Source organism: Niveibacterium umoris (genome assembly GCF_014197015.1).
Classification (GTDB): Bacteria; Pseudomonadota; Gammaproteobacteria; order Burkholderiales; family Rhodocyclaceae; genus Niveibacterium; species Niveibacterium umoris.
The window spans coordinates 67,267-84,153 of the sequence record NZ_JACIET010000004.1 but is presented as its reverse complement, the minus strand read 5'-3'; the positions used below and the strand labels follow the sequence as shown (position 1 = coordinate 84,153).

Here is a 16,887-nt window from a genome sequence, read left to right as displayed (position 1 = left end):
CCCGGTCCGGTGCCGGTCGCGCGCAACGCGGCAGTCGTTCAGGGACATAGCACTACCCCCTTTACCAGGAGAAAACAATGACGATCAAGGTTGGTATCAATGGTTTTGGCCGTATCGGCCGTATGGTTTTCCGCGCTGCCGTTCAGAACTTCTCTGACATCGAAATCGTTGGCATCAACGACCTGCTCGAGCCCGACTACCTCGCATACATGCTGAAGTACGACTCGGTGCACGGCCGCTTCAAAGGTGAAGTGTCGGTCGAAGGCAACACCCTGATCGTCAACGGCAAGAAGATCCGCCTGACCGCTGTCAAGGATCCGGCCGAACTGAAGTGGGACGAAGTCGGTGCGGACGTGGTCGTCGAATCGACCGGCCTGTTCCTGACCAAGGAAACCTGCCAGAAGCACATCGCTGCCGGCGCCAAGAAGGTTGTTCAATCGGCTCCGTCGAAGGATGACACCCCGATGTTCGTGTACGGCGTGAACCACACGACCTACGCGGGCCAGGACATCATTTCGAACGCCTCCTGCACCACCAACTGCCTGGCCCCGATCGCCAAGGTCATCAACGACAACTTCGGCATCAAGCGCGGCCTGATGACCACGGTGCACGCTGCTACCGCCACCCAGAAGACCGTTGACGGCCCGTCGAACAAGGACTGGCGCGGTGGCCGCGGCATCCTGGAAAACATCATCCCGTCGTCGACCGGCGCTGCCAAGGCTGTCGGCGTGGTGATCCCGGAAGTCAAGGGCAAGCTGACCGGTATGGCCTTCCGCGTTCCGACCTCCGATGTGTCCGTGGTCGACCTGACCGTGGAACTCGAAAAGTCGGCCACGTACGAACAAATCTGCGCAGCCGTGAAGGCCGCGTCGGAAGGCCCGATGAAGGGCGTGCTCGGCTACACCACCGACAAGGTCGTTTCGACCGACTTCCGTGGCGAGGCCAACACCTCGGTGTTCGATGCTGAAGCCGGCATCGCGCTGGACGGCACCTTCGTCAAGCTCGTCGCCTGGTACGACAACGAGTGGGGCTACTCCAACAAGGTCCTGGAGATGGTTCGCGTCGTTTCCAAGTGATTGGCCTGAGCGCATGAACTGACACGGAGCTTCCGGCACATCCCGCTGGGACCTCCGTGTTTTTTCTGCCCACGCGCCGCGACTTGCGGGCGCCGGTACGACTAGATCTACGCAAGGTGGCACGTCTGGGTTGTGCGTGCGCGGGCAGCGCTTGACGCCGCGCACATCGAACGACGGCAAACCTTCATCTCTCCCTTGAAATCGAGAACATCGCCATGCAATTCAAAAAACTGGCCGACCTGGACCTTGCTGGCAAGCGGGTCTTCATCCGGGCCGACATGAACGTCCCCCAGGACGATGCCGGCAAGATCACCGACGACACCCGTATCCGCGCTTCAGTCACCGGCATCAAGCTGGCCCTGGAAAAAGGCGCCGGCGTGATGGTGACCTCGCACCTCGGTCGCCCGACCGAAGGCGAATTCAAGCCCGACGATTCGCTGGCGCCTTGCGCCCAGCGCCTTTCGGAGCTGCTGAACATGCCGGTGCGTCTGATCCAGAACTGGGTCGACGGCGGCTTTGAGGTCAAGCCGGGTGACGTGGTCGTTCTCGAGAACTGCCGCGTCAACAAGGGCGAGAAGAAGAACAACGAAGAGCTGGCCGCCAAGATGGCCAAGCTCTGCGATGTGTATGCGAATGACGCCTTTGGTACCGCCCATCGCGCCGAAGCCACGACCCATGCGCTCGCCCTGGCTGCGCCGGTGGCGTGTGCCGGCCCGCTGATGGCAGCGGAACTCGACGCGATCGGCCGCGCGCTCGGCAACCCGAAGCGTCCGCTGGTTGCGATCGTTGCGGGCTCGAAGGTTTCGACCAAACTCACGATTCTCGACAGCCTGGCGGACAAGGTCGATCAGCTGATCGTGGGCGGTGGCATCGCCAACACGTTCATGGCGGCTTCGGGACTGCCGGTCGGCAAGTCGCTGATGGAAGCGGATCTGATTCCCGAAGCCAAGCGCATCATCGAAAAGATGGCCGCACGGGGCGCCGGCGTGCCGATCCCGACTGACGTCGTGGTCGCGACCGAATTCAAGGCCGATGCAGTTGCCACCACCAAGGCAGCGGCGGATGTCGGTGCCGACGAGATGATTCTCGACATCGGGCCGAACACCGCGGCGGCACTCGCCGAACAGCTCAAGGCAGCGGGCACGATCGTCTGGAACGGTCCGGTCGGCGTGTTCGAGTTCGAACAGTTCGCCAATGGCACCAAGGCAATCGCCGATGCGATCGCCAACTCGGAAGGATTCTCGATCGCGGGCGGCGGCGATACCGTTGCTGCGATCGGCAAGTTCGGCATCACCGACAAGGTCAGCTACATCTCGACCGGCGGCGGCGCCTTCCTTGAATTCCTTGAGGGCAAGACACTGCCGGCCGTCGATGCGCTGATGAAGCGCGCCGAAGGTTGATCGGTGTGTGACACGGCAATTTCGGTTGTCGTGCGCTTTCCCGGCAAGGCTTGAAGCAGCTAACTAGTATTTACGGTACGCGGGGCGCGCAGTGTGATGCGCCCTGCACCCGGTCCTCTCCCCCCAGGTGACGGCACGACCGTCACAACATCCCCCATAAAGGAGCTCGGATGCAACGCCATACCAAAATCGTCGCCACCCTCGGACCGTCGTCGTCGGACCCGGAAACGCTTGAGCGCATGATCGCTGCCGGCGTCGACGTCGTTCGGATGAACTTCTCGCACGGCAAGGCCGAGGACCACATCGCCCGCGCCAACATGGTCCGCGCCGCGGCGGCCAAGGTCGGCCGCAACGTCGGCATCCTCGGTGACCTGCAAGGCCCGAAGATCCGCGTCGGCAAGTTCGAGAAGAACAAGATCACGCTGGCCAACGGCGCCAAGTTCATCCTCGACGCCACCTGCGAGATGGGTAACCAGGATCGCGTCGGCCTCGACTACAAAGAGCTGCCGCGCGATGTGTCGCCCGGCACCGTCCTGCTGCTGGACGACGGCAAGATCACGCTGGAAGTCGAAAAGGTCAAAGGCACCGAGATCCACACCAAGGTGATCCAGGGCGGCGACCTGTCGAACAACAAGGGCATCAACCGCAAGGGCGGCGGCCTGACCGCACCGGCGCTGACCGCCAAGGACATGGAAGACATCAAGACCGCAGCCCAGATGGGGGTCGACTTCCTCGCGGTGTCCTTCCCGAAGAGCGCGGCCGACATGTACATGGCGAAGACGCTGATGCGTGCCGCCGGCGGCCATGCGCTGACGATCGCCAAGATCGAGCGTACCGAAGCGGTTGAGCTCAAGGTACTGGAAGAGATCCTGAATTCGTCCGACGGCATCATGGTCGCCCGTGGCGACCTGGCAGTCGAAGTCGGCGAAGCTGCGGTGCCGGCGCTGCAAAAGCGCATGATCCGTGTCGCCCGCGAGATGAACAAGCTGACGATCACCGCGACCCAGATGATGGAATCGATGATCTCCAGCCCGGTGCCGACCCGTGCCGAAGTGTCCGACGTGGCCAACGCCGTGCTCGACGGTACCGACGCGGTGATGCTGTCGGCCGAAACCGCCGCCGGCAAGTTCCCGGTTGAAACCGTGGAAGTCATGGCGCGCGTGGCCACCGAAGCCGAGAAGTTCAACCCGATCACGCTGGATCAGCACTTCCTCGACCGCACCTTCAGCCGTATCGACCAGTCGATCGCGATGGCCGCGCTGTTCACCGCGCACCACATGGGCGCCAAGGCGATCGCCGCGCTGACCCAGTCGGGCTCGACCGCGCTGTGGATGAGCCGCCTGAACGTCGGTCTGCCGGTCTATGCGCTGACGCCGGATCAGGAAACCGTTCGCAAGTGCGCGCTGATGCGCGAGGTCTACCCGATCCTGACCCCGCCGCAAGACAACATCGACCGCGAGCGTCTGCTGCGTGATGCGGAAAAGATCCTGCTGAAGAACAAGGTTGTGCAGCCGGGCGACATCGTCGTGTTCACCTGCGGTGATCCCGTCGGCCAGTCGGGCGGTACCAACAGCCTGAAGATCGTGCGTATCGGCGAAAGCGCCTGAACGCCACCCACCCACAGATTGGAAGACAACATGTCCAAGATTTTTGATTTCGTGAAGCCGGGCGTCGTCACCGGCGACGACGTGCAGAAGATCTTCGAGGTCGCCAAGGCCAACAAGTTCGCGCTGCCCGCCGTCAACTGCGTCGGCACCGACTCGATCAACGCCGTCATCGAAGCCGCCGCCAAGGCCAAGGCTCCGGTCATCGTGCAGTTCTCCAACGGTGGCGCCCAGTTCATGGCCGGCAAGGGCCTGAAGCTGGAAGGCCAGCAAGCCGCCATCATCGGCGCGATCTCCGGTGCGCACCATGTGCACGCTGTGGCCGCCGCCTACGGCGTGCCGGTCATCCTGCACACCGACCACGCTGCCAAGAAGCTGCTGCCGTGGATCGACGGCCTGCTCGACGCGGGTGAAAAGCACTTCGCCGCGACCGGCAAGCCGCTGTTCTCCTCCCACATGCTCGACCTGTCGGAAGAGTCGCTGCAAGAGAACATCGAGATCTGCGAAAAGTACCTCGCCCGCATGGCCAAGATGGGCATGACGCTGGAGCTCGAACTGGGCTGCACCGGTGGTGAGGAAGACGGCGTCGACAACAGCCACATGGACCAGTCGGCCCTCTACACCCAGCCGGAAGACGTGGCCTACGCCTACGAGAAGCTGATCAAGATCAGCCCGCGTTTCACCATCGCGGCCTCGTTCGGCAACGTGCACGGCGTCTACAAGCCGGGTAACGTGAAGCTGACCCCGAAGATCCTCGACAACTCGCAGAAGTATGTGTCGGAGAAGTTCGGCGTGCCGGCCAAGACCCTGAACTTCGTGTTCCACGGTGGCTCGGGTTCGACCGCGCAGGAAATCGAGGATTCGGTGTCCTACGGCGTCATCAAGATGAACATCGACACCGACACGCAGTGGGCGTGCTGGGAAGGCATCCTGAAGTACTACAAGGACAAGGAAGCCTACCTGCAAGGCCAGCTGGGCAACCCGGAAGGCCCGGACAGCCCGAACAAGAAGTACTACGACCCGCGCGTCTGGCTGCGCAAGGGCCAGGAAACCATGATTGCCCGCCTCCAGCAGGCCTTCACGGAACTGAACTGCGTCGACGTGCTGTAAGCAGCGTCGCCCAGGCAAGCCGGAAGGCGCCATCCGTAAGGGTGGCGCCTTTTTCTTTGTGCTGCCGGGCCGCCAAGCACCGGGTGACGAATTGCTGCCGCGGCCGACTTATGGAAACTCCTGACGCCCATTCGGCACGAAAATCGGACACAATGCCGGCCTCGCGACGGAAGCGTGCGGCCATAAGCCGTTGAATTTCCGTCTTTTTCGCCTGCGACAGCCCCCCGTTTCGCGGCACCCCACCCTGAAATGGAGTACTCCGATGCCTCTCGTCTCGATGCGCCAGCTGCTCGACCATGCCGCCGAACACAGCTACGGCCTGCCCGCCTTCAACGTGAACAACCTGGAACAGGTCCAGGCCATCATGGAAGCCGCCCAGGAGACCGGCAGCCCGGTGATCATGCAGGGCTCGGCCGGCGCGCGTAAGTACGCTGGCGAAGCCTACCTGCGCCACCTGATCCTGGCCGCGCTGGAAACGCATCCGGACATCCCGGTCGTGATGCACCAGGACCATGGCGCCAGCCCGGCGATCTGCATTCAGGCGATCCGCTCCGGTTTCTCCAGCGTGATGATGGACGGCTCGCTGCTCGAAGACGCCAAGACGCCGTCGAGCTTCGATTACAACGTCGCCACGACCCGCAAGGTGGTCGAGATGGCCCACGCGGTGGGCGTATCGGTCGAAGGCGAGCTGGGCTGCCTCGGCTCGCTGGAAACCGGCCACGGCGAAGCCGAAGATGGACACGGCGCCGAAGGTGTGCTGTCGCACGACCAGTTGCTGACCGACCCGAACGAGGCTGCGGAGTTCGTGCGTGCCACCGGCGTCGATGCACTGGCGATCGCGATCGGCACCTCGCACGGCGCCTACAAGTTCACCCGCCCGCCCACCGGCGCGGTGCTGCGCATCGACCGCATCAAGGAAATCCACGCCCGCATCCCCAACACCCATCTGGTGATGCACGGCTCGTCCTCGGTGCCGCAGGACTGGCTCGCAATCATCAACGAATTCGGCGGCGACATGGGCAGCACCTATGGCGTGCCGGTCGAAGAGATCGTCGAAGGCATCCGCCATGGCGTGCGCAAGGTGAACATCGACACCGACCTGCGCATGGCTTCGACCGGCGCGATCCGCCGCCATCTCGCGAAGGATGGCAAGAACTTCGACCCGCGCAAGTACCTGGTGGAAGCCAAGAACGCGATGAAGGCCATCTGCAAGGCGCGCTTTGAAGCCTTCGGCTGCGCTGGCCAGGCGCAGAAGATCCGCGCCCTGTCGCTCGACACGATGGCCGCCCGCTACAAGTCGGGCGAACTCGCGCAGCAAATCGCCTGATAGCGCCAACGGCCCCGGCGCGCGACCCATAGCGAACGCGCGTCGGCGCACTGAAACATCTGCGAGGTGTCCAGCCGCACCCGCCGGCGGTATAGTCAGGGCGCGCGATCCGCGCTGCCCTCCCCCCGGCAACCATGACACCTGAAGGCTCCCTGCTGCACCGCGCCCGCGGCGCATTCAAATACGGACTCGAGTGGATCGAGTTCTTCGGCCTCGCCGTGATCGGTGTTGCCACCTCCATCGCCATGGGTGAAGAAGTCCTGGCGATGTGGCAGAACAACCGTGTCACGCTGACCGATCTGCTGCTGATGTTCCTTTTCCTCGAAGTGCTGACGATGATCGCGCAGTACTTCAAGAGCGGTCAGTTGCCGGTGCGCTTTCCACTCTACATCGGCATGGTGGCGCTCGCCCGCTACCTGATCCTCGACCTCAAGGAACTCACCGAATGGCGGATGCTGGCAATCTCCGCCGCGATCCTGCTGCTGGCGATCGGCGTTCTCGTCATCCGCTACGGCCATGTCCGCTACCCGTACAACGAAGATCGCGACACCCCGCCCAAGAAACCCTATGTAAGGGAATAGCACCCCGCGTGGCGCGCTTTTGCCCGTAAAACCATGGCCGGCGCGTTGCCGGCCTTGCACTGTGGCCCCTGCGTGCTATACGAATGGAATGCCTGATGCGCATTTCATCCAATAACAACCAGCAAGGAGCTTCCCATGGCGGGCGCCAAACGTGCACTTTGTGTCGGCATCAACATCTTCAAGAACTATCCCGGCGCGCAACTCAATGGCTGTGTCAATGACGCCGCCAGCATGCAGGACATGCTCGTCAAGCAACTCGGATTCGCCGCCGAAGACATCCAGGTCCTCACCGATGCACAGGCCACCAAGGCCAAGGTGATGGGGGCGTTGAGCAAACTGGTCGATGCCGCCGTCGCGGGCAAGCTCACGCACCTGGTGTTCAGCCTGTCTTCGCACGGTACCCAGGTGCCCGATCTGGACGACGACGAGGCCGACCACGCGGACGAAGCCTTCTGCATGCACGACCTGGCCGAGAAGAACGGCGAATGGGACCGTGATCGCGTGCTGGTCGATGACGAATTGCGCGTGCTGTTCGCCAAGGTGCCGAAGACCGTTCTGGTCGAATGCTTCTTCGATACCTGCCACAGCGGCACCGGCCTCAAGGCGCTCGACCTGATGCCAACCCGCAAACCCCGCTGGCTGCCGCCGCCGACCCCGATCGCGATCGACAACATGGCCGGGCGCAGCGCGCCGGGGCTGCGCAAACGACTCGACGATTCGGGCATCGACCACGCCATCCTGTGGGCGGCGTGCAAATCCAGCCAGACCAGTGCCGACGCCAAGATCGGCAAGGCCTATGCCGGCGCCTTCACCTACTACCTGACCGCCCGCATCAAGGCGGCCAAAGGCAAGATCAAGCGCAGCGAACTGCTCAAGCAAGTCCGGGAAGACCTCAAGACCAATCGCTATACGCAGGTTCCGGAACTCGACTCGGACCGCGCGCACAAGGCAACCCTGCTCGGCACCTGACGCCGCAACCGAAGCAACCCGAAATGGCGCGCTACGGCGCGCTTTTTTTTTGCTTGATGGCGGGCAAGGCAACGCGCACCGCAAGCGGCCAATCTCGGGCTCCCCCAAACAGTGAAAATCGCCATGCCACTGATCCGCCTCGACGAACTCACGGTCCGACCCAAAACGCCGCCAAGCGGTTTCGCCCTCTTTGCCCTCGGCTTCCGGCCGTTCTACCTGCTTGCGGCCGCATTCGCCGCGCTCGCCGTCCCGATCTGGCTGGCGCAATTCACCGGCGCCCTCGCGTCACCAGCGCCGTTCGTCGCCCTCCACTGGCACGCCCATGAAATGGTGTTCGGCTTCGCCGTCGCGGTGATCGTCGGCTTCCTGTTCACTGCCGGGCAGAACTGGACCGGCCTTCCCACGCCGAATGGCTGGCCGCTTACGGCGCTCGCCGCACTCTGGCTACTCGGTCGCGTTGCGATGTACGCGGCGCCGCCAGCGGTGGCCGCTGCCTGCGACCTGCCCTTCCTTCCCGCAGCAGCGTTTGCCCTCGGCAAGGTCCTGTGGCGCGCGAAGAGCCAGCGCAACTACTTCACCGTGGCCCTGCTGCTGGCCTTGGGCGCAGCGAACGCGCTCTTCCACGCAAGCACCCATGGCTGGCTCGCTGCGGACCCGCTGGAAGTCATGCACGGCGCACTGGCCTTGGTGATCATGCTGGTCACGATCATCGCCGGGCGCATCGTCCCGAGTTTCACAGCCAACGCGCTGAAGGGCGTGCGGCAGTTCCAGAACGACCAGCTGAACATCTGCGCCATCGCCTTCACCGGTAGCGCGCTTGCGCTCGCTGTCGGCGCCGCGTCGCCCGCGCTCACGGCCACGGCCGCGCTGATTGCAGCTGCATTGCAGGCGGTACGCTCCTGGGGCTGGAATCCGTGGGCGACCCGCAGGACGCCGCTGCTGTGGATATTGCATCTGGGGCATCTGTGGCTGGTCGTCGGGCTGGTGCTGCTCGCGCTGGGCAGCCTGCATCTGGTGCCCGCCTCCCTCGCCTGGCATGCCTTCGGCGTTGGCGCGATGAGCGGCCTGATCCTGGGCATGATCACCCGCACCGCCCTAGGCCACACCGGCCGTCTGCTCAGCGCCGGGCACGTCGAAACGGTCGCCTACACGCTGCTGAATGCTGGCGCTGCAATCCGGGTGTTCGGCCCGTTGCTGTGGCCAGCGGGATACAGCCTGGCGCTCGGCGTTGCGATGGGGTGCTGGAGTACGGCGTTCGTGCTGTACCTGATCCGGTACGCGCCGCTGCTGGTGCGACCGAGAATCGACGGTCGGCCGGGCTGAGAAAAAAACGGGGGCTCGGGCGAGGAGCAAAAACCTTCGCCCCCTGTAAGGGATAGGAGATGCACCTGAGAGTCGATTCGGGCTGCAAGGCGCGGACACCCGACAAGGATCCGCCCTCGCAGCCCCGGGACGACAGGCCCGGAATCAGTTGTGTTGCGCGTCGTGACGCTGGCGCCAGATATGACGGGAGCTGCGGTCTTCGGACATCGCGATATGCCGCTGCTCATGGGCGCCAACATGGCCATCGGCGCCGGCGCGTGCCTGCAGGCGATCGTCATGGGCCTGCTGGCGTTCCATGCGGCCCGCCTCATGGGTCGTCAGGCTGCCATCGGCGACGCCGTTGCGAATGCGCGACTGCTGGTTGATGTCGCGCTGCACATCCGCCTGCATCCGCCGGCTCGACGCCGAATTCGGGTTGCCGCGCTGCGCGTCGTGCTTTTCGTCATGGATGGCACGGCTTTCGGCATCCTGCGCCTGACGAATTCGCGCAGCCTCGTTCTTGCCGATCTTTCCATCGCGCGCTGCACGCGCCTCCATCTGGTCGATGCGCGCCTCGCCCTTTTCCAGGCGCGCGGCCTCCTTCGTGTTCAGCGAACCGGACTGCAGCCCCTGCTCGATACGCTGTTCCTGCTTGACGTTGCGGTCCAGCATGTTGGCATCGTCCGCGACAGCGGCAGCAACCGGAAGGCTGGCGAGCAGCACCGCCATCAAACCCAGCTTGGTGTTCATTCGTGTCTCCTCGCGCATGCAGCGCATTGATTGTTCGATGTGTTCGCGACCTCCAGTCACCCGGTTGTCATTGCGATGGCTGCATCGTGCCGCAGCGGTGCCGTACATGCGTTTCGCGGTAGTGAGCCATTGCAAGGATTTGTAATGGGGCGTGATATGGTGCGCCGCATGATCCTCCGCAGACTTCACATTTTCGCCGCGCTCGCCCTGCTGGGTGTGTGGTCGCGCGGCTTCGCCGCACTGCCCGACGATGTCAGCCGCGCCCTGAAGGCCAACGCGATTCCGGAAAGTGCGGTTTCGCTCTGGGCCGCCCCGCTCGATGCGGCGGCGCCAACCTGGTCGCATCGCGCCGACACCGCCCGCAACCCGGCCTCGGTGATGAAACTGCTGACCAGTCTGGCTGCGCTGGAAACACTCGGCCCTGCCTACACCTGGAAGACCGAGGCCTGGACCATTGGCAGCATCGAGAACGGCACGCTGAAGGGCGATCTCGTGCTGCGGGGCGGGGGTGACCCCTTCCTGACCTGGGACCGCTTCGCCGCCTTGCTGCGCGACATCCGCAGTCGCGGCGTGCGAGATATCGAGGGCGATCTGGTGCTCGACCGCAGTCGCTTCGCCTTGCCGCCGCACGACCCCGGCGCCTTCGACGGTCGCGCGGCGCGTGCCTACAACGCCGCGCCCGATGCGCTGTCGGTAAACTTCAACGCGGTGACGCTGCGGATCAGCCCGCGGCCCGACGGGCGCATCGATGTCACCCCCACCGTGCCCTTCGCCGGCTTGACGTTGGATAACCGCTTGCGCGCGCAGGGCGGCGAAAGCTGCCCTTCTTGGCGCGATCTGGTCGCCCCGGAGATCGCGGCAAACGGCGACAAGCTGAGCGTGCGCCTGCCGGGCCGCTTCCCGCTCGCCTGCGGTGAGAAGTTGTTGAACCTCGCCACGCCCGACCCCGCCACGATGGCGGCCGGCGTGTTCCGCGCCCTGTGGGCGGAACTGGGCGGCACGTTCTCAGGCAAGGTACGCAGCGGCACGCTGCCGGAAGGCGCCACGCCGTTGACCGTCTGGCTCTCTCCGCCCCTTGCCGACGTGCTGCGCGAGACGGACAAGTACTCCAACAACCTGATGGCGCGGCAGATCTTTCTGACGCTCGCCTTCGATGGCAGTGACGTCGCGGCCACGCCCGAACGCGCGAGTGAACGGGTGCGCACCTGGATGCTTCAGCGGGGGCTAGATCCGCAGCAATGGGTGCTCGAAAACGGATCCGGCCTGTCGCGCCAGGAGCGCACCACCGCAACGCAGCTCGGCGCCCTGTTGCGCGCCGCGTGGGCAAGCCCACGCATGCCGGAATTCATGGCCGCCCAGCCGGTGATCGGCATCGACGGCACAATGAAGAAGCGCCTGCCCGACACCCCGCTGGCTGGGCGCGGCTATGTGAAGACCGGCACGCTCGATGGCGTGCGCAGCGCCGCCGGCTATGTACTCGACGCCAAGGGCCGCTGGATTGCATTCGCCTGGCTCGTGAATCACCCCGACGCCGATGGTGCGGAAGCCGCGTTCGAGGCGCTGCTGACGACGCTGTATGGCGGGCGCTGAGGGCGCCGCGCGGAATTACAGCTGATCGAACACCGCTAGCAGCTCTGCTTCGCCCATATCGCGCGCCGAAGCCAGTTCGCCGGCCGAAGTCGCCTTGAGCAACTTGCCGTCCGCCGCCAGCACTGCCGCGGCGGGGATGCCCTTCTTGCTCGGATTGCCGTATTCGGCTGCGATGTCCTGGTTGCGATCCCAGTTGCCGACGTCCACCTTGGCGACGACATAGCGCTTCGACACCCGCTCGGCGAGCTTGCCCTCGCCCATCTTGCGCGCGAGTTCCCGGCAGTCCTTGCACCAGTTCGCGCCGAACACCAACAGCACCTGCTTCTTGTGCGCCTTGGCCTGCGCGAGGGCTGCAGCAATGTCGGCGTGGGCGTTGGCCTTCTCGTCGTAAGGCAACACATCGGCCGCACCGGCCGATGCAGTCGACAGCAAAATCAGCAGGAGGATGGTGAGGCTGGAACGAAGGGCGCGTAGCATGGCGACGGTTTCGGATCGGGACACAAACCCGGAATCTAACATCGCGCGGCCGGCATGATGCAACCCGCCCCGCCACCGCACACCCCGGCGCATCAACGTCAAGGAGCCAGAAAATGGAATACCGTCGTCTTGGCCGCTCAGGCCTGCAGCTCAGCCAACTCTCGCTCGGCTCGTGGGTGACCTATCACAACCAGGTCGATACCCGGGCGGCACGGGAATTGATGGCCGCCGCACACGATCGCGGCGTGAACTTCTTCGACAACGCCGAGGCCTACGCCGGCGGCCGCTCGGAGGAAATCATGGGTACCGCGCTGCGCGAACTGGGCTGGTCGCGCAGCAAATACGTCGTGTCGACCAAGTTCTACTGGGGCCTCAACGAAGGGCCGAACCAGCGCAACACGCTCAACCGCAAGTACCTGCGGCAGGCGATAGACGGTTCGCTGCGACGCTTCGGGCTGGAATATGTCGACCTGGTGTTCTGCCACCGCGCCGACCCCAACACGCCGATCGAAGAAACCGTGTGGGCGATGCACGACATGATCGCGCAAGGCAAGGCGCTGTACTGGGGCACCTCGGAATGGAGCGCCGACGAAATCCGCGCCGCGTGGGAGATCGCAGAGCGCCACCACCTGCACAAACCGGTGATGGAGCAGCCGCAGTACAACCTGTTCCACCGCAAGCGGGTCGAACAGGAATACGCGCGGCTCTACGACGACATCGGACTCGGCCTGACGACCTGGAGCCCGCTGTCGTCGGGCCTTCTGACCGGCAAATACCGCAACGGCGTACCGGCGGGCAGCCGTGGCGCGCTCGAAAGCATGGCGTGGTTGCGCGAAGCGCTCATCGACCCGGCCCGCAACGCCAAGGTTGGCCGTTTTGTCGATATCGCCGCATCGCTCGACTGCACGCCGGCGCAGCTGGCGATTGCCTGGTGCAGCGCGAACCCTCGCGTTTCAACGGTGATCACCGGCGCATCCACGGTTGCACAACTCGATGAAAACTTCGGCGCACTCGCGGTCATCCCGAAACTCGACGACGCCTTGATGCAGCAGCTCGCCCAGTTGTTCGGCGAGGACTGACTCCGCGCTCAGGCACTCGCGGGGGCGACGGCCAGCGCCGCGAAGCGTTGCTGCAAGTCGGCGAAGGGCAGGCCGCGCCCGATCAGCACGATGCGGTTGTCGCGCTGCTCGCCGTGCGCCCAGGCCCTGCCATAGTCAAAGCCGGCGATGCGATGCACGCCCTGGAAGATCAGGCGGCGCGCTTCACCCGCAATCGACAGGATGCCCTTGTAGCGCAGTAGATCGTTGGCATGTGTCTCGATCAGCGCCTCGACGAAACTGGATACTTCATCGAGATCCAGTTCGCCGTCTGCCTCAAGCACGACCGAACCGATGCCGGCATCGTGGCGCGGCGCCTGCACCCCGGCCACGACTGCGCCGCTGCGGACAAAACCATGATTCGACTTGCGCGGCGGCAAGCCGCGTTCATCGAGTGAAAAGCCCCCGATGTTGAACAGGTCGAACCAGTCCTCGTCCGGTGAGCCGGCGCGCAGCAACGGCGCACGCAGGTTGATGTCACGCAGGCGCGGAAACAGCACGCCGGGCGCATCCGCTTCCTTGCAATCCGTCTTCGTCACCAACAGGCGGTCCGCATACGCGATCTGTGCCGTCGCCACGCGCTCACGCTCGATCTGCGTGATCGCATGGCAGGCGTCGACCAGCGTGATGACGCCATCCAGCGCATAGGCGCCACGCAGGGTCTCGTCCCAGAAGAAGTTCTGGATCACCGGGCCGGGGTCGGCGAGGCCGGTGGTCTCGATGATCAGCCGATCGAACGCAACCAGACCCATCTCGCGTCGCTCGGCCAGATCGATCAGCGCCGCGCTCAGCTCGCCCTGCACGCTGCAGCAGATACAGCCGTTGGAAAGCTCGACCACCGTCGTCGCGCCGGGGCCGACCAGATCGCCGTCGATGCTCTCGGCGCCGAATTCATTTTCCACCACCGCAATGCGCTGCCCGTGCGGCGCAGCGAGCAGCCGGTTGAGCAGCGTCGTCTTACCGGCGCCGAGGAAGCCGGTGAGCACAGTGACGGGAATCGGCGTGGCATTGGGGTTCATGGCGGTTTCCTTTGCGGAGTGCGCGCGGGTCTGCATCGCGGCCGGTGCAGACCCCCGAGCGCTCAGGGGGTGTTCAGCGACTCAGCAACACTTGCCGTTGCCCTTCGCACCGAAGCGGGCGTCCTGACGTTCGCGGAAGAATTCCTCGTAGGTCATGGGCGTCTGCTCAGGATGCGTCAGGCGCATGTGCTGCACATAGGTGTCGTAGTCGGGTTGGCCCACCATCAGGCGGGCCGCCTGACGGAGGGTTTCACCCATGCGAGCAAGGTCGCGAAACATTGCTTTGCGTTGGCGCTCAGCCAGCGTGCGCCGGCATCGGCTGATAGGCCGATTCCTGCGCCGTCGGGTGCGTGGCGCGGTAGGCGCGCAGCGCAGCGCGAATGCCGAACACGAGCACGGTGAGCACGACGAAGATGAAGAGCGCGCAGAGACTGGCGTCGACATAGTCGTTGAAGATCACGCGCTGCATCTGCTCGATGCTCTTGGCCGGTGCCAGCACTTCGCCGCGGTCTGCGGCTGCGCCGAACTTGGCCGCATGCGCGAGGAAGCCGACCTTCGGGTTCTCGCTGAAGATCTTCAGCCAACCGGCAGTGAGCGTGCAGGCCAGCAGCCAGACCGTCGGCGCGATCGTGACCCAGGCGTAGCGTTCGCGCTTCATCTTCACCAGCACCACCGTCGCCAGGATCAGCGCTACAGCGGCGAGCATCTGGTTCGCCACACCGAACAGCGGCCACAGCGTGTTGATGCCGCCGAGCGGATCGACCACGCCCTGATACAGGAAGTAACCCCAGGCCGCGACGCAGAGGCCGGTGGCGATCAGGTTGGCGACCAGCGATTCGGTGCGCTTGAGCGAGGGCACGAAGGTGCCGAGCAGATCCTGCAGCATGAAGCGGCCGGCACGCGTGCCCGCATCCACCGCGGTGAGGATGAAGAGCGCTTCGAAGAGGATCGCGAAGTGGTACCAGAAGGCCATCATCGCCTTGCCACCGATCGCGCCGGAGAGGATCTGCGCCATGCCGACCGCGAGCGTCGGTGCGCCGCCGGCACGCGAGATGATGGTCTTCTCGCCCACGTCCTGCGCCACTTGCAGAAGCATGTCCGGCGTCACGACGAAGCCCCACTGCGAGATCGCCACCGCGGCGGTTTCCGCGGTCTTGCCGAGCACGGCGGCCGGGCTGTTCATCGCGAAATACACACCTGGCTCGACGCAGGATGCGGCGACCAGCGCCATGATCGCGACGAAGGATTCCATCAGCATGCCGCCGTAGCCGATGAAAGGCGCGTGGTTTTCGTTCTCCAGCAGCTTGGGCGTGGTGCCCGACGAGATCAACGCATGGAAGCCGGACACGGCACCGCAGGCAATGGTGATGAAGAGGAAGGGGAACAGCGGGCCCGCCCACACCGGGCCGGTGCCATCGACGAACTTGGTCAGCGCGGGCATCTTCAGGTGCGGCGCGACGAACGCGATCCCGATCGCCAAGCCCATGATCGTGCCGATCTTGAGGAAGGTGGACAGGTAGTCACGCGGCGCGAGCAGCAGCCACACCGGCAGCACCGAGGCGATAAAGCCGTAGCCGATCAGAAGCCAGGTGAGTTGCTTGCCGTCGAAGGTGAACAGCGGTGCGAGCGCCGGATTCGCCGCGACATCGCCGCCGAACACGATTGCGGCCATCAGCAGCACGAAGCCGATGATCGAGATCTCGCCGATCTTGCCTGGGCGGATGAAGCGCAGGTAGATGCCCATGAAGATCGCGATCGGGATCGTTGCCGCCACGGTGAAGGAACCCCAGGGCGAATCGGTCAGCGCCTTCACCACGATCAGCGCGAGCACCGCGAGGATGATCACCATGATCATGAAGGTGCCGAACAGCGCCACGACGCCGGGAATCGGCCCGAGTTCGGACTTGATCAGGTCACCGAGCGAGCGGCCGTCGCGCCGCGTGGAGATGAACAGCACCATGAAGTCCTGCACCGCACCGGCGAAGATCACGCCCGCCAGAATCCACAGCATCCCCGGCAGGTAGCCCATCTGTGCCGCGAGCACCGGGCCCACTAGCGGGCCGGCGCCGGCGATCGCCGCAAAGTGGTGGCCGTAGAGCACGTACTTGTTGGTCGGGACATAGTCCAGGCCGTCGTTGTGTTTCCAGGCCGGGGTCATGCGCGAACCATCGACACCGACCACCTTGTGGGCGATGAAGAGGCCGTAGTAGCGGTAGCCAATCAGGTATACCGAGATCGCGGCGACGACCACCCACAGGGCATTGATGGTCTCGCCGCGGCTCAGCGCGACAACAGCAAGTGCGGATGCACCGAGCAGGGCGAGTGCGGCCCAGCCAAGGTGCGGAAGCAAGCGTTTCATGGTCTCCTCCAGTGCTGGCCCGAACAGAAGCCGCATGGGTTATCGATATCGGACGACGTCTGCGCTGCAACTGCGACGTTGTCTGAAGTATCGATAAGCGGATTTGATTGCACATCCGCAGGACTACCGAGATTCGCTACGTGGTGCTACGTAGGCACAAACCCGCACCGGCATGCCCGACAGCAAACCAATACCGGGGCGTGCCGCCGTCGGTGCCGGTGACCCG

15 protein-coding genes are annotated in these 16,887 nt (G+C 64.5%); 10 read left to right on the top strand and 5 right to left on the bottom strand.

All coding sequences use genetic code 11. The annotated features are described in order from the left end of the window. Nucleotides 1–77 precede the first annotated feature (77 nt). From gap to GGR36_RS20615, 8 genes are all read left to right on the top strand, one after another. Nucleotides 78–1,076, top strand: coding sequence for a type I glyceraldehyde-3-phosphate dehydrogenase (gap, locus tag GGR36_RS20650; protein ID WP_183638074.1), 999 nt, complete (start codon nt 78–80; stop codon nt 1,074–1,076). Nucleotides 1,077–1,291: 215 nt separating this feature from the next. After that, nucleotides 1,292–2,476 carry a phosphoglycerate kinase gene (locus GGR36_RS20645; RefSeq protein ID WP_183638071.1) on the top strand — a complete coding sequence of 395 codons (1,185 nt, stop codon included), beginning with the start codon at nt 1,292–1,294 and terminating at the stop codon, nt 2,474–2,476. A gap of 170 nt (nt 2,477–2,646) precedes the next feature. Beyond that, nucleotides 2,647–4,083, top strand: a complete 1,437-nt coding sequence (pyk, locus tag GGR36_RS20640; RefSeq protein WP_183638068.1) for a pyruvate kinase — start codon at nt 2,647–2,649, stop codon at nt 4,081–4,083. A 30-nt stretch (nt 4,084–4,113) separates the two neighbouring features. Then, the gene (fbaA, locus tag GGR36_RS20635) at nt 4,114–5,190 is read left to right on the top strand and encodes a class II fructose-bisphosphate aldolase (RefSeq protein ID WP_183638066.1); all 1,077 of its coding nucleotides are present in this window, start codon (nt 4,114–4,116) and stop codon (nt 5,188–5,190) included. Between the two features lie 262 nt (nt 5,191–5,452). Beyond that, nucleotides 5,453–6,517 (top strand): class II fructose-bisphosphate aldolase, encoded by a 1,065-nt coding sequence (gene fba, locus GGR36_RS20630; RefSeq protein ID WP_183638062.1) that lies wholly within the window; start codon nt 5,453–5,455, stop codon nt 6,515–6,517. Nucleotides 6,518–6,651: 134 nt separating this feature from the next. Then, entirely contained in the window at nt 6,652–7,098 is a 447-nt protein-coding gene (locus GGR36_RS20625; protein WP_183638059.1) for a phosphate-starvation-inducible protein PsiE, read from the top strand. 135 nt (nt 7,099–7,233) lie between these two features. After that, nucleotides 7,234–8,067 carry a caspase family protein gene (locus GGR36_RS20620; RefSeq protein ID WP_183638057.1) on the top strand — a complete coding sequence of 278 codons (834 nt, stop codon included), beginning with the start codon at nt 7,234–7,236 and terminating at the stop codon, nt 8,065–8,067. 123 nt (nt 8,068–8,190) lie between these two features. Beyond that, on the top strand, nt 8,191–9,390 hold the full coding sequence (locus GGR36_RS20615; RefSeq protein ID WP_183638054.1) for an NnrS family protein: 1,200 nt from the start codon (nt 8,191–8,193) through the stop codon (nt 9,388–9,390). Nucleotides 9,391–9,534: 144 nt separating this feature from the next. On the opposite strand, the gene GGR36_RS20610 is transcribed toward GGR36_RS20615, so the two are convergent. Beyond that, a complete protein-coding gene (locus GGR36_RS20610) occupies nt 9,535–10,119 on the bottom strand; it encodes a hypothetical protein (protein WP_183638051.1) in 585 nt (194 codons plus the stop codon). 168 nt (nt 10,120–10,287) lie between these two features. Here GGR36_RS20610 and dacB point away from each other — a divergent pair, with 168 nt between their 5' ends. Beyond that, nucleotides 10,288–11,709 carry a D-alanyl-D-alanine carboxypeptidase/D-alanyl-D-alanine endopeptidase gene (gene dacB, locus GGR36_RS20605; RefSeq protein WP_183638048.1) on the top strand — a complete coding sequence of 474 codons (1,422 nt, stop codon included), beginning with the start codon at nt 10,288–10,290 and terminating at the stop codon, nt 11,707–11,709. A 15-nt stretch (nt 11,710–11,724) separates the two neighbouring features. Here the strand turns inward: dacB and GGR36_RS20600 are convergent, their stop codons facing one another. Next, nucleotides 11,725–12,186: a thioredoxin family protein gene (locus tag GGR36_RS20600; RefSeq protein WP_183638043.1), complete on the bottom strand. Its 462-nt coding sequence runs from the start codon at nt 12,184–12,186 to the stop codon at nt 11,725–11,727. A gap of 113 nt (nt 12,187–12,299) precedes the next feature. Between GGR36_RS20600 and GGR36_RS20595 the strand changes: the two genes are divergently transcribed. Next, on the top strand, nt 12,300–13,265 hold the full coding sequence (locus GGR36_RS20595; RefSeq protein ID WP_183638040.1) for a potassium channel beta subunit family protein: 966 nt from the start codon (nt 12,300–12,302) through the stop codon (nt 13,263–13,265). Nucleotides 13,266–13,273: 8 nt separating this feature from the next. Here GGR36_RS20595 and GGR36_RS20590 read toward each other — a convergent pair whose 3' ends face one another. The 3 genes from GGR36_RS20590 to GGR36_RS20580 all read right to left on the bottom strand — a co-directional run bounded on the left by GGR36_RS20590 (nt 13,274) and on the right by GGR36_RS20580 (nt 16,661). After that, on the bottom strand, nt 13,274–14,302 hold the full coding sequence (locus tag GGR36_RS20590) for a CobW family GTP-binding protein (protein ID WP_183638037.1): 1,029 nt from the start codon (nt 14,300–14,302) through the stop codon (nt 13,274–13,276). Between the two features lie 81 nt (nt 14,303–14,383). Next, nucleotides 14,384–14,560: a YbdD/YjiX family protein gene (locus GGR36_RS20585; RefSeq protein ID WP_425576932.1), complete on the bottom strand. Its 177-nt coding sequence runs from the start codon at nt 14,558–14,560 to the stop codon at nt 14,384–14,386. Between the two features lie 37 nt (nt 14,561–14,597). Next, nucleotides 14,598–16,661, bottom strand: a complete 2,064-nt coding sequence (locus GGR36_RS20580; protein ID WP_183638032.1) for a carbon starvation CstA family protein — start codon at nt 16,659–16,661, stop codon at nt 14,598–14,600. Nucleotides 16,662–16,887 lie beyond the last annotated feature (226 nt).

Coding starts and splice junctions, on each gene's coding strand:
- GGR36_RS20615 (WP_183638054.1), top strand. CDS start 8,191: ATGCCACTGATCCGCCTCGACGAACTCACGGTCCGACCCAAAACGCCG.
- pyk (WP_183638068.1), top strand. CDS start 2,647: ATGCAACGCCATACCAAAATCGTCGCCACCCTCGGACCGTCGTCGTCG.
- GGR36_RS20585 (WP_425576932.1), bottom strand. CDS start 14,560: ATGGGTGAAACCCTCCGTCAGGCGGCCCGCCTGATGGTGGGCCAACCC.
- fba (WP_183638062.1), top strand. CDS start 5,453: ATGCCTCTCGTCTCGATGCGCCAGCTGCTCGACCATGCCGCCGAACAC.
- GGR36_RS20590 (WP_183638037.1), bottom strand. CDS start 14,302: ATGAACCCCAATGCCACGCCGATTCCCGTCACTGTGCTCACCGGCTTC.
- GGR36_RS20625 (WP_183638059.1), top strand. CDS start 6,652: ATGACACCTGAAGGCTCCCTGCTGCACCGCGCCCGCGGCGCATTCAAA.
- gap (WP_183638074.1), top strand. CDS start 78: ATGACGATCAAGGTTGGTATCAATGGTTTTGGCCGTATCGGCCGTATG.
- GGR36_RS20620 (WP_183638057.1), top strand. CDS start 7,234: ATGGCGGGCGCCAAACGTGCACTTTGTGTCGGCATCAACATCTTCAAG.
- GGR36_RS20600 (WP_183638043.1), bottom strand. CDS start 12,186: ATGCTACGCGCCCTTCGTTCCAGCCTCACCATCCTCCTGCTGATTTTG.
- GGR36_RS20610 (WP_183638051.1), bottom strand. CDS start 10,119: ATGAACACCAAGCTGGGTTTGATGGCGGTGCTGCTCGCCAGCCTTCCG.
- GGR36_RS20580 (WP_183638032.1), bottom strand. CDS start 16,661: ATGAAACGCTTGCTTCCGCACCTTGGCTGGGCCGCACTCGCCCTGCTC.
- GGR36_RS20645 (WP_183638071.1), top strand. CDS start 1,292: ATGCAATTCAAAAAACTGGCCGACCTGGACCTTGCTGGCAAGCGGGTC.
- dacB (WP_183638048.1), top strand. CDS start 10,288: ATGATCCTCCGCAGACTTCACATTTTCGCCGCGCTCGCCCTGCTGGGT.
- fbaA (WP_183638066.1), top strand. CDS start 4,114: ATGTCCAAGATTTTTGATTTCGTGAAGCCGGGCGTCGTCACCGGCGAC.
- GGR36_RS20595 (WP_183638040.1), top strand. CDS start 12,300: ATGGAATACCGTCGTCTTGGCCGCTCAGGCCTGCAGCTCAGCCAACTC.